Source organism: Longimicrobiales bacterium (assembly GCA_028823235.1).
Classification (GTDB): Bacteria; Gemmatimonadota; Gemmatimonadetes; order Longimicrobiales; family Gaopeijiaceae; genus UBA2589.
On the sequence record JAPKBW010000013.1, the window covers coordinates 12,194 to 24,423 of the forward strand.

General features: G+C 61.7%; 13 protein-coding genes. All 13 read right to left on the reverse strand.

From position 1 onward, the window contains the following. Positions 1–19: 19 nt before the first annotated feature. The 13 genes from OSA81_08955 to OSA81_09015 all read right to left on the reverse strand — a co-directional run bounded on the left by OSA81_08955 (position 20) and on the right by OSA81_09015 (position 12,230). A complete protein-coding gene (locus OSA81_08955) occupies positions 20–748 on the reverse strand; it encodes a lysophospholipid acyltransferase family protein (GenBank protein ID MDE0899131.1) in 729 nt (242 codons plus the stop codon). Next, on the reverse strand, positions 748–1,755 hold the full coding sequence (gene thiL, locus OSA81_08960; GenBank protein MDE0899132.1) for a thiamine-phosphate kinase: 1,008 nt from the start codon (positions 1,753–1,755) through the stop codon (positions 748–750). Before thiL ends, OSA81_08955 begins: the two co-directional genes overlap by 1 nt. A gap of 28 nt (positions 1,756–1,783) precedes the next feature. Next, the gene (locus tag OSA81_08965) at positions 1,784–3,304 is read right to left on the reverse strand and encodes an NAD(P)H-hydrate dehydratase (protein MDE0899133.1); all 1,521 of its coding nucleotides are present in this window, start codon (positions 3,302–3,304) and stop codon (positions 1,784–1,786) included. Between the two features lie 101 nt (positions 3,305–3,405). After that, positions 3,406–3,609 carry a hypothetical protein gene (locus OSA81_08970; protein MDE0899134.1) on the reverse strand — a complete coding sequence of 68 codons (204 nt, stop codon included), beginning with the start codon at positions 3,607–3,609 and terminating at the stop codon, positions 3,406–3,408. Positions 3,610–3,708: 99 nt separating this feature from the next. After that, on the reverse strand, positions 3,709–4,089 hold the full coding sequence (locus OSA81_08975) for a hypothetical protein (GenBank protein MDE0899135.1): 381 nt from the start codon (positions 4,087–4,089) through the stop codon (positions 3,709–3,711). A 36-nt stretch (positions 4,090–4,125) separates the two neighbouring features. Continuing rightward, complete coding sequence (locus OSA81_08980; GenBank protein ID MDE0899136.1) at positions 4,126–5,382, reverse strand: serine hydroxymethyltransferase; 1,257 nt, start codon at positions 5,380–5,382, stop codon at positions 4,126–4,128. A 4-nt stretch (positions 5,383–5,386) separates the two neighbouring features. Beyond that, positions 5,387–6,442 (reverse strand): hypothetical protein, encoded by a 1,056-nt coding sequence (locus tag OSA81_08985; protein MDE0899137.1) that lies wholly within the window; start codon positions 6,440–6,442, stop codon positions 5,387–5,389. 12 nt (positions 6,443–6,454) lie between these two features. After that, positions 6,455–7,621, reverse strand: a complete 1,167-nt coding sequence (locus OSA81_08990) for an acyl-CoA dehydrogenase family protein (GenBank protein ID MDE0899138.1) — start codon at positions 7,619–7,621, stop codon at positions 6,455–6,457. 28 nt (positions 7,622–7,649) lie between these two features. After that, on the reverse strand, positions 7,650–8,504 hold the full coding sequence (locus OSA81_08995; protein MDE0899139.1) for a 3-hydroxybutyryl-CoA dehydrogenase: 855 nt from the start codon (positions 8,502–8,504) through the stop codon (positions 7,650–7,652). Position 8,505: 1 nt separating this feature from the next. Continuing rightward, positions 8,506–9,384, reverse strand: a complete 879-nt coding sequence (locus OSA81_09000) for a type II CAAX endopeptidase family protein (GenBank protein MDE0899140.1) — start codon at positions 9,382–9,384, stop codon at positions 8,506–8,508. Between the two features lie 37 nt (positions 9,385–9,421). Beyond that, complete coding sequence (locus OSA81_09005) at positions 9,422–10,006, reverse strand: biotin transporter BioY (GenBank protein ID MDE0899141.1); 585 nt, start codon at positions 10,004–10,006, stop codon at positions 9,422–9,424. Between the two features lie 34 nt (positions 10,007–10,040). Then, on the reverse strand, positions 10,041–11,255 hold the full coding sequence (locus OSA81_09010) for an acetyl-CoA C-acyltransferase (GenBank protein ID MDE0899142.1): 1,215 nt from the start codon (positions 11,253–11,255) through the stop codon (positions 10,041–10,043). 102 nt (positions 11,256–11,357) lie between these two features. After that, complete coding sequence (locus OSA81_09015; GenBank protein ID MDE0899143.1) at positions 11,358–12,230, reverse strand: MBL fold metallo-hydrolase; 873 nt, start codon at positions 12,228–12,230, stop codon at positions 11,358–11,360.

The window sequence follows — 12,230 nt, forward strand, 5'->3', positions numbered from 1 at the left end:
GCCTCCCTTTCTTCTGTCTTTATATTGGATTCGAAGCGGCGTCGTCGAGCATTCTGATCAGCTCGCCCCGCACCCGCTCCGTTAATTCATTTCTGTCTTTGATGCCGTAGCCCTGCACACTGACGGGTTGACCGAACTGAATCCGGACAGTGCCCGGCCGGATTACCCACGAGCCTTTTCGCATGACCCCACGAGCACCCGTGATCGCTGCCGGCACGACATCGACACCGGCCTGGATCCCGAGCACGAAGGCTCCCTTCTTGAAGGGCCGCACTTCTCCGGTCTCCGACCGCGTCCCCTCAGGGAACATGATGATGGTAGGACTCTCTTCATCCAACCTTTTTCGAGCCGTGGCCAACGATTCGAAGGCTTGCCCACGGTCTTTGCGGTCGATGAAGATGTGGCCGCAGGAGAGAACAGCAGATCCGAAGATCGGGATGGAGAACAGTTCCTTCTTTGCCACGAAGATGAAGCTCCCCGGGATCTGATCGAGCATCGCCAGGACGTCATACCACGAGCCGTGATTCGCAACGAGAATCTGCGCTCTGTCCGGATCGATGACACCTACGTTCTCGACCTCGACCTTTACACCCGAGAGCCGTAGCAGAAAACGGGCCCATCTGCGGGGCATTGCGTCGCACAAGCACGGCACGTTGGGTGACTTTCGCGCGACCGCCCACAGCATGCGTGAGCCGTAGAACAGCGTGGCGGGCACGATGCCTAGAAATACCACGACAAGCCTTAGCATCAGGCGGCCTCTGGGCTCGGGTGCTTGTCAGGCTCGAAGGGCCAGTGGTCGAAACCACCGGCACTGGCCTCAGTCCGGGTGCCGTCGGCGGATCGGAGCCACACCCCATCGCCGACCGCGACTGTACCTACTCGAGTGACTCGCAAACCGTAGCGTTCGGCGAAATAGCCCACATCGACCACGTCCGGGTCGGTGACGAAGCAGAGTTCGTAATCCTCCCCTCCATGTAGCGCGAGGTCGAGAGCGTCGTCGGGTCCCAGCGCTTCCACGACCAGGTCGTCGACCGGCACGCGGTCTGTTTCGATCGTGATCTCGACACCTGAAGCTGCCGCTATGTGGGCTAGGTCGCCCGCCAGGCCGTCAGACAGATCGATCATCGCGTCGACGACCTCCTGTTCAACAAGGCAGCGCGCGGCCTCAACCCGGGGAACCGGGACCGCGAACCGGGCCCTCAGTTCCGGCGTGGGTTCCGCCCCGGACTGCCAGATGTGGACGGCGGCGGCGCTCGCACCGAGTGAGCCCGTGACCCAAACGTGGTCGCCGGGTTCGGCGCCGTCGCGCTGGACAGGCCAACCGGCGCGCCCAAGGGCAACGACGTCCAGCATGAGCGGACCGGGCGAACGGGACACATCGCCCCCGATCACACAGGCGCCGACGGTCGCTGCCATCGCGCGAACGCCGGCATTGATCTCCTCGAGGTCCACGGCACCGCCAAGAGGAGCCGCTGTGGAGAGGAGAAGGGCTACCGGATTCGCCGCCATCGCCGCCATGTCGGACAGCGCGGCAGCCGCAGCCCGATAGCCGATCTCACGGTCAGTCAGCCAGGAGCGGCGAAAATGAACGTCCTCGACAGCCATGTCCGTGCTGATCACCCAGCCTCCCTCGAGCACCGCCGCATCGTCTCCGGGACCAATCAGGACATCGTGCGGCATGGGGCCGTCCTCGGCGATGAACCGACGGATCAATTCGAACTCGCCACCGCCGCCCAGATGGGCACTCAGGCCCATGGTCGACTCCATGAGCGGCCAAGACAGTTCAGCGCGGCGGGTCCGCGTCGAAGTGGACGAACGGAAAGGCGAGGTCGGATGACGAATCTCCGTCTTCAGCGAGTGCATCGGGAAGGAAACGTGTGACGTCGGACGGCGTAAGGCCCACCCCACGCGCTGCGAGATGGGCGGCCCTCCCGGAAAGATACAACCCGAGCGCTCCCGCGACGTCGGGCCCCAGGCCCTGAGCCAGAAGCGTCGCGCACACACCTGATAGCGTGTCGCCCATTCCCGCCACGGCTAGGTCAGACGAACTCTGCGTGTCGATCAAGACAGGTCTGCCCGGAGCCCCGACGATCGACGGCGCGCCCTTGTAGAGCACGGCACACCCAAACCGCGAGACCGCTGACTCGACGGTGGCCATTGGATCGCTCTTCGTCACTCCAAGAAGTCGCTCCATCTCACCCGGGTGGGGGGTAAGTAAGACGGACCGAGTCGGTGTAACCGAACTCAGGTCGATCGACCGAGCGGCGACAAGGTTCAGGGCGTCCGCGTCCAAAAGGACCGGGCAGTCCCCCGCCGCGAGTACCCGGTCGAGTGCGGCGCTGGCGGCCTCGCCCCCCCCGAGCCCCGGCCCGACCACGATCGCGTCGCTCTGTGCGCACACGGTGCCAACGTCGTCCGGGTCGTCCCAAGCAAGGAACATTGCCTCAGGAAGCGCCGTCTGGATGATCTCCCGATTCTCAACCGCCGACGCAATGCGAACGAGACCTGCACCCGCCGCGAACGCGGCCCGGGCCGCCAGGATGACGGCACCTGCCATCCCTACCTGACCGCCGATGATCAACACACGAGCTTCACGATTCTTGTGCGTGTCGGTGGTTCGTCTGGGTATTCGGCTTCCTGCCCATTCCGGTGTTACGACCAATGCATTCGCATGGTCCCAGCCCAGAGGTGGGAACCCGATCTCCACGGCGACGTGTCGCCCAGCGAAGCCTCGTCCAGGGTGAAGGAGCGATCCGATTTTTGGAGATCCGAACGCGATCGTGACCGCAGCCTGAACAACGTCACCTTCCACCAGGCCGGTATCTGAGTCCACACCGGAAGGCACGTCGAGCGCAAGCACTGGCACCTTGGAGTCATTCACTCGTCGAATGACCGCCGCTTGGCGTTCACGCGGGGCACCGCGAGCCCCGGTGCCGAGCAACCCGTCCACAACCACCGTGCCGGGAGCCAGTAGCCGCGACCACCCGGCCTCATCGAGTTCGTGGTCCGCAACGATGTTCAAAGACCAACCATGGAGAAGTGGGTCAGTCATGTCGCGGTCCGAGACCGCTACGGCCCGCACGCGATAGCCCCAGCTCTGCAGTGTCCGAAGTACGACCAACGCATCGCCGCCATTATTCCCGTCACCGACCAGACCTGTGACTGTGGCACCCGAGTACAGCAGATCAAGCAGAATCGCAGCGCAGCGTCCAGCATTCTCCATGAGGACCGGTTGAGGCACGCCGATTTCGTCGATCGAGCGCGCATCGAACCGTGACGCCTCAGCGCCGGTTTGCGCGTACACGTCACCCAGACCATACGGCCGTAAACCGGGAGACTCAGGCCTCATGTTCGGTTAACAACAGAGCCACGTGTTCGCGCGACACCGGGGGGGAGGGGCGAGCTCTACTTGTAGCTCTGCCCGATCTGCCGCCCGAGCGTGATCTCACCGTTATCGATGCGGATGTTGAACCCACACTCCGGGTTCGAACAAACCCATGCCTTGTATTGAATCGGCGCTCCATCCCTCCCGTAGTCCGAGAGCGGAAGCAACAGTCCGTCGTCGCACTTCTGGCAGCCGGGAAAACCATTGTCTGACACCATCTTCATCCCCTCCCATGAGCTTCGACGACCCTGGTCGTCGGGTTGCCCGGAACAGCCGGGCCCGTCTTGGTTATCCAGCCCATCACAGAGCTGAGCCGATTCACTTCAGGAGTGAGCATTCCATGGATAGTTCGTCTCAAAAACGTCTTCGAAGTCGAACACATCCGCAAAAGCCTCCGGACCATCGTCATCCTCTTTGACAAGAATCCCCTGCTCCACCATCGCGAACACAACGTGCCCCACGTCCTCTGTCTCGTGGATACCCCAGTGCTCCAGTACGGTCCCGGCGAGCACGCCATACTGTCCCAACGCCAGCTCTCGAACGCCTTCGCTGAGTTCACGTCCCGAAATGTGACGGGGCTCTCCGAGAGACTGAATGACCGAATGCAACGCCATCATGACAAACTCGTAGGAGCGCGCGTGGAAACGCGGGTTCCGCTCCTGGAGCTGGTCGAGTACCTCTTCGTGAAATTGCAGTCCGTTCATAGCCCAAATGTGCTAAACGACAGCGCTGTTCGCTAGTCAGCCGCGCTCAAGTTCGGGATACAACGGAAATCTATCGCACAGCTCGGTGACGCTGGCCCGAACCGCCGCGATGCGCACCTGGTCATCAGGAGCACTCAGCACCTCTGACACCCAGTCGGCGATCTGCTCCATCTCGGGCTGCTTCATTCCACGAGACGTCAGTGCGGGGGTGCCGATTCGCAGCCCGGAGGTCACGAATGGCGACCGAGTCTCCGCGGGCACCGTGTTCTTGTTCACGGTGATACCCGCAGCCTCCAGTGCCTCTTCCGCGGCCTTTCCCGTCAGTTCGTCATGACTCTGGCGAAGATCGACCAACAGGAAGTGGATGTCGGTCCCACCGCTGACAAGGTTGAAGCCGTGCTCAATGAGTCCCGCGCCCAATGCCTGAGCGTTCGCAATCACCTGGCCAGAGTAGTCCGCGAAGTCCGGGCTCAACGCTTCGCGGAACGCCACCGCCTTACCCGCGATCACATGCATGAGTGGCCCGCCCTGCATGAACGGGAACACCGACTTGTCGATGCCCTTCGCGTGCTCCTCCCGGCATAGGATCAGCCCCCCCCGGGGCCCTCGAAGCGTCTTGTGCGTTGTCGTCGTCACCACATCGGCGTATGGCACCGGCGAGGGGTGGTGACCGGTCGCGACGAGGCCTGCGATGTGCGCCATATCGACCAGCAAGGTCGCGCCCACCTCTCGAGCGATCTCACCAAAAGCCGAGAAGTCGATGGCGCGCGGATAAGCACTCGCACCGGCCACAATCATTTTGGGGCGCTCAGCCTTGGCTCTGCTTCGAACCATGTCGTAGTCGAGCAGGTCGTCCTCTTCTCGCACGCCATAGGACGACACGGAGAAGAGCTGGCCACTGAAGTTCACCGGGGAGCCGTGTGTCAGGTGTCCACCGTGACTCAGATCCATACCGAGGATCTTGTCTCCCGGATCGAGAAACGTGAAATACGCAGCCATATTGGCCTGCGCGCCCGAGTGCGGTTGCACGTTCGCATGTTCGGCTCCGAACAGCTCCTTCGCTCGGTCACGCGCGTGCGTCTCGGCAACGTCCACAAACTCGCAGCCGCCGTAGTACCTGCGACCAGGGAGGCCTTCGGCATACTTGTTCGTCATGACGGAGCCCACGGCCTCAAGTACCGGACGCGACACGAAGTTCTCCGACGCGATCAATTCGAGCCCGTCGCCCTGACGACCCGCTTCCGCCACGATAGCCTCGTAGATTTCGGGGTCGAACTCTTTCAGGTGATCCATCTGCCTACCAGGTACGCTGCAGGTGCCTTGCTTCCATCACCCTTCGTTCAGCTTCCTTATTCGCAGCGGCGTGTGTTCCGATACCCTCGGATTTCGCCAGATCGAAGATACGGAGCAGCGTGTTGTAGATGTCACCGGCCTTGCGCTTGCTACGCTCGGCAGTCCACTCGTGGATCTCACCGTAGACATTGATGAGTCCGCCCGCGTTGATCACGTAGTCGGGAGCATAGAGAATCCCGCGCTCATTGATCGCAGGCCCGTGGACCTGCCCTCTGGCGAGAACGTTGTTCGCCGCACCGGCGATGATATCGAACTTCAGTCGGTCGATCGTGTCGTCATTCACGACCGCACCGAGTGCGCATGGCGCATAGATATCCGCCTCCGTGTCGTACACCGCCTCCGGGGCGATCGCGGTCGCGCCGAACTCCTCCACAACCCGATCGACACGGGCCTGATCAATGTCCGTCACGGTCAGCCTGGCGCCTTCCTTGGCGAGGTCCTCGCACAGGCAGTAGCCAACGTGTCCGAGCCCCTGGACCAGGACATGCTTATCGGCCAAAGAGTCGTTGCCGTAGCGAGCCGCAGCCGACGCCTTGATGCCGACGTACACGCCGTATGCGGTCACTGGTGATGGATCACCCGAGCGCCCGAGAAGTCCGACGGCATGATCGGTTTCCATCGACACGAACTCCATATCGTCCGGCGAGGTACCGACGTCTTCAGCGGTGATGTACCGGCCGCCAAGAGCTTCAACAGCTCGCCCGTGCGCGCGAAAGACCATCTCCCGATCGATCATTTTGTTGTCGCCCCAGATGACAGACTTTCCGCCGCCGAGGTTCAGGCCTGTGATCGCGGCCTTATAGGTCATGCCGCGGGAGAGCCTGAGTGCGTCGACTACAGCTGCTTCGTCGGACTCATAGTTCCAGAAACGGGTGCCACCCAGCGCCGGACCGAGCGTCGTATCGTGGATCGCAATGATGCCCCGGTACCCAAGTTCCGGATCGTTCCAGAACGAGAGTTGCTCATGATTCCGATGAGACATCAGATCGAATATTTTCATATTCTGCTCCTTCTATTGATTCTGACCGCCAGCGTCGCGGAGGATCTCAGCAGCGATGATTTGGCGCATGATTTCGTTCGTTCCTTCATAAATCTCCGCGCCCTTGGCGTCACGGAGAAGGCGCTCGACCGGGTAGTGTTTCATATACCCGTAGCCACCGTAGATCTGAATCGCTTCGTCCGCCGCAAAACTCGCGGCTTCCGACGCTGCGAGCTTAGCCATGGCCGCACGAGCGGTGACGCCTCGGACTCCTCTGCGTGACCCGCTCGTGGTCAATGCCGTCCACGCCTTCGCGGCCTCGTGCGCGAGGGCACGCCCTCCCGCGAGCCGCTGTGCAGAATCAGCCAACTTGGCCTGGAGCGCCCCGAACCGGGCGATCGGAGTTCCGAACTGCTCCCGCTCGAGGGCATATGTGGCGGCGTGCTCCATCGCAGCCCTTCCAACCCCTACGGCCTGCGCCGCGACACCAATGCGACCCACGTCGAGCGCCTCGAGAGCATACCGCAGCCCCGAGTCTAGTTCGCCAAGCAGGGCGTCGGCACCGACACCCACGCCATCTAGAGAGACCCGGACCGTCTGTGACGCGCGCAGCCCGAGCATCTTTTCCTGAGCGCCTACGTGGTAGCCCTCGGCATCCGGTGACACGAGGAACACGCTCAGACCGTCCTCTGAAGTCCTCGCAAACACGAGAACCAGCCCGGCTCGACCACCGTTCGTGATCCAGCGTTTTTCCCCGTCGAGGCGCCATCCGTCACCGTCACGCGTCGCGGTCGTGGCAACCGACGAAGCGTCCGATCCGGCGTCAGGTTCGGAAAGAGCGAACGCTCCGAGGCAATCTCCTGCAGCCATCTGTGGAAGCCATTGAGTTTTTTGCTCTTCCGTACCGCGCTTGAGCACCAAATCGGTCACGGGCCCGTTGTGGATTGCGACACTCAGCGCCACCGCCGCGTCTCCCCAGGACAGCTCTTCCAGCACGATCAGGTACGTCGATAGATCGAAGCCGAGCCCGCCGTGCTCCTCCGGAATCAGCATCCCAAGGAATCCCGACTCGGCCAGCTTTGTAAAGACCTCAGGATCGAGGGCTCGGGCTGCGTCCCACTCGGCCGTATGCGGGCGTAGCTCCGCTTTCGCGAAGTCCCTCGCCAGCGCCTGCAGCTCGAGCTGCTCGTCCGTCAGCATCACCCTTCACTCCTCATCATCATCATCCTCAACCGTATGAGTAGAAGCCACGACCGGATTTCCGACCAACCCAACCCGCTGCGACATATTTGCGAAGGAGCGGACAGGGACGATAACGGTCATCGCCCAAGTCCCGGTGCAGGACCTCGAGGACATTCAGGCAGGTATCGAGTCCGATCAGATCCGCGAGTGCCAGAGGGCCCATAGGGTGATTCATTCCCAGCTTCATTACCGTGTCGATGGCTTCAGGCTGAGCGACTCCCTCCATGCACGCGAACACCGCCTCGTTGATCATCGGCATGAGAACGCGATTCGATACGAATCCGGGGAAGTCGTTGACCTCTACAGGTGTTTTTCCGAGTTCCTCTGAGAGGGCGAGCGTCGCGGCTGTAGTCTCGTCGCTGGTCGCGAGCCCACGAATGACCTCGACGAGCTTCATGACCGGCACGGGGTTCATGAAGTGCATGCCGATCACGTCCTCGGGGCGACTCGTCCGCGCCGCGATCTCAGTAATCGAGATCGACGACGTGTTCGACGCGAGGATCGTTCCTGGATCAGTAACCCGATCGAGGGTCTCGAAGATGCCGTACTTGAGATCTGCACGCTCGGGAACCGCTTCCACGACCAGGTCCACTCCAGTCGATCCTTCTTCAATCGAATTCACAGTTTCGATCCGGCTCAGGGTGGCGTCCAGCTCAGCCCGATCGATGATCTTCTTTTTCACCTGACGATCCAGATTCCTAGAAATCGTCGCGACGGCAGAAGAGAGTACATCATCCGATAAGTCGATCAGCCGGACCGACTTCCCGTGCTGGGCCGCGACATGCGCGATCCCGTTGCCCATAGTGCCACCACCAATGACCGCGATTCGATCAATGCTCATCTCAATCCTCGTTTCTTGTGCTCAATGATCCCACGGCACGCGCCGCATTGCCTGGTCGGAGCCAAGGTCCATACCAACAAGCCCCAGCCACGCCGAGTATAACCACCGTGGCCACAACACTCCCTTCTGGGCCGAAGGATCCGCCTCCAATCCAGGGCGATCCCATAGGCACACCGTCATACATCGGCGTGTCCATGACCTCGAGGCCGCTCACGGGCACATCGGCTACAAAACCATGGGCCCAGTTCCACCCCAGATGCACGCCCGTCGCCCACCAAAGGCTCAGCGTCTTGATGTAGACCACACCGAGCAACACTCCAGCGACCATCACATTTGCCGTCGACAACACGCCCGCGCCCGGGTTTCCCAAGTGGAGAAGCCCAAATGCGAACGCAGTAACCGCGACCGCATTCGACCGTCCCCACACTTCTGCCAACGCCTGCAGCGGGTAGCCGCGGAGGAACGCTTCCTCTGCGGCCGCCGGCAACAAGAGTAGGAGCGCGCCAGACATGCCGCTCCACACCCACTCGGTTGGCGATCCCACACCGACCTCCCACTGGAGGCCACCCATAGCCGCCATAAGTCCGACAACGACCAGACCGAGAGTCACCCCGAGCCCGAAGCCCTTCCCGGTTTCGCTCACCGCCTCCGCGGAGGCGTAAAAACCCAGTGACCCCGGTCCCATCCCATCCAGCTTCAACAACCCGGAGCCAGTGAGCAGCGCCCCGCACAGGAGCCCCGCCGACCCGCCGATCAAACCAGCGGGCAGAAGAGCACTCAGGAGCAACGTGACCGAGACCGTGCCGAACACGAACAGGGTCAGGCGCCACCCCAGTCGCAGCCGCCCCTCAGCAGTACTGAGAAGGGTCGCGAGTGTCACACGACCTCGGAGGTTCGAGGTTCGCCGAACAGGTTCTCTAGCCGTTCCGGCCCAGCGTCTTACGGACCCCGAACACCGCGAAGAACCCGAACAGGACCTTCATGACGTCACCCACGACAAAAGGAATGACACCCAGTGCCATCGCTGCACCAAGACCCTGGCTCGTCATCATCATCAGTTGCGCGACACCACCCGCGTACATGGTTGAGACACCGAGCGTAAGCCCGAGGAACAGGCGCCACGCTACATCACCACGCCCAGACACCAAGCCAGCGACGAACGCTGCTGCCGGAGCAGCAAGCAGGTAGCCACCTGTAGGGCCCAATAGCCAAGGCAGCCCCGCGCCCCCAAACGAGAAGATCGGCGCACCCATCGCACCCACGGTGACGTACGCTGCCATAGAAAGTGCACCGGCCCGAGGCCCGAGCAGTACACCCGCCAGCACGACGATGAGCGGCTGGAACGTGACCGGTACAGGAGTGAGCGGAAGATGAACGGCAATCTGCGCACTGAACGCTGCCAGAAGTGCGAACACCACCACACTTACAGCGGTCCGGCCGCGCGTGTCTTCGACCCAGATAAGCTGGGTACGGTCTCTTAGGGTTTCCGTCATCGTATTCATTTGCAGTCTCCGTTTTCTCTTGGTCTGACCCGTGTCAGACCTTCTCGACCGAGAGGGCCACGGCGTTTCCACCACCGAGGCAGAGTGTTGCGAGGCCGGTGCTAACACCCCGGGCCTGCATGGCGCCGAGCAGCGTGACCAGGATTCTCGTTCCTGACGCACCAATCGGGTGTCCCAGTGCCACCGCACCGCCGTTCACGTTCACCAGTGATTCGTCCATGTTGAGGGCACGCATATCGGCGATCGCCTGAACAGCGAACGCCTCGTTCACCTCGAACAGTCCATAGTCGTCGATCACTTTCCCTTCCTTCGCCATCACATTCTGTACCGCAGCGATGGGCGCGAAGAAGAGATCCTGTGGCTCCATGGCACCGGTGGCATAGGAAGAGATCACCGCGTCGATCTCAAGCCCGTGTGCCTGGGCATACTCGAGCGAAGCCACCACGACCGACGCCGCACCATCGTTCAGGCCAGGCGCGTTCCCAGCTGTGACGACGTGCTCCTCGATGTCGTCGGGAGCATCGCGCACGAAGGCGGGGCGAAGGCGTCCCAGGGCCTCGACGGAAGTGTCGGCTCGGGGGCTCTCATCGGCAGCGAACACCGTGACTCCCTTCCGCGTCTTCACCTCGACGGGCACAATTTCATTGCGGAAACGGCCGGCCTCGGTGGCCTCCACAGCCTTCTGGTGCGAACGAAGTGAAAAGTCGTCGGCATCATCGCGCGACACGCCGGCCTTCGTCGCCGTGTACTCCGCGTGACCACCCATGTGACAGTCCCCGAAAGAGCACCAGAGCCCGTCTTGGATGAGCCCGTCTTCCATGGTCTGATTTCCGAATTTCACACCTCCACGCATACCGCGGACGTAGTAAGGGACGCTCGACATCGACTCCATTCCGCCAGCTACCACGAGGCGGCTATCGCCCGCACGAATCGACTGTGCAGCCAACATGACTGCTTTGAGCCCGGAACCGCACACCTTGTTGATCGTGAGTGCCGGCACGGTCGCGGGCACCCCGCCGTTGACCGCAGCCTGACGCGCAGGAGCTTGGCCGGCTCCCGCAGCGACCACATGCCCCATGATCACCTCATCGATATCGCCCACATTGATGCCCGCACGGTCTGTCGCGGCTCGAACGGCAATCGCGCCCAGATCGGGCGCAGAGAAGCCGGCGAGACCGCCCAGGAAACGACCGATCGGCGTACGGGCGCCACCCTTCAGGATAACCGCGGTACGGGATGCGTCACTCATCTATTCAAAGCCCTTCGATTCGTACCGTTGTTAGCCCGTGAAGATAACAAACATCCCACATCGGGTCATGGCTCGGGTCACCCTAATGCACGAATATCGCGGTTATTCCTCGCGAAGCTGTATCCGGCCCGCGTCGGGATCGAGTCGACCCCACGGAACCCGAGGATCATGTTCGAACACGAGTAGCCAGTCCTCCTCGAGGGCTCGCTCCCAGAGGACGCGCTTCGACTCAAGGGTCAGGAGTGGCTCGAGATCGTATCCCATGATCCACGGCAAAGGCAGATGCGCGGACGTCGGACATACGTCCGCCAAGAAACACGCCGTCTCCCCCCCACTTCTGATGAGTACGGACTGATGGAACGGCGTATGTCCCGGGGTCAGTGTGACCTCAATTCCCTCCGTGACTTGCCCCTCGCCCTCAACTAGATCCCAGAGCCCAGCTGCTCCGACCGCCTCAAAATTCTCGCGCAGGTAGCTGGCCCTGATGCGTTCATTCTGACTGTGGGCGAAATCAAGTTCACCCCTCTGCACGACATAACGAGCTTCCGGGAAGGCCGGCACAATCTCGCCATCATCTCGGCGAAACGTGTTTCCGCCTGCATGGTCGAAGTGAAGGTGCGTACTAAGCACGATGTCGATATCGGAAGGATCGAACCCGGCGTCTCGAATACCATCCTCAAGTCGGGTCGGATCTCCTGCGTTCGAGATCCCATAAATGTCAGCGAATTTCTCGCTGTACTTGTTCCCCACTCCGGTATCGATGAGGACGAGAGCGTTCGGAGCCTCGACAAGTAAGCACCGCATGGCCAAAGGGATTCGATTCCGATTGTCGGCAGGTATACGCCGCTCCCAGAGGGGCTTTGGAACAACTCCGAACATCGCCCCACCGTCGAGTTGCTGAACACCTGCTTCGATACCGTGGATACGAATTGAACCAACCTGCGTGGACCGGCTAAGCGGCAACCCTTCGTGCAT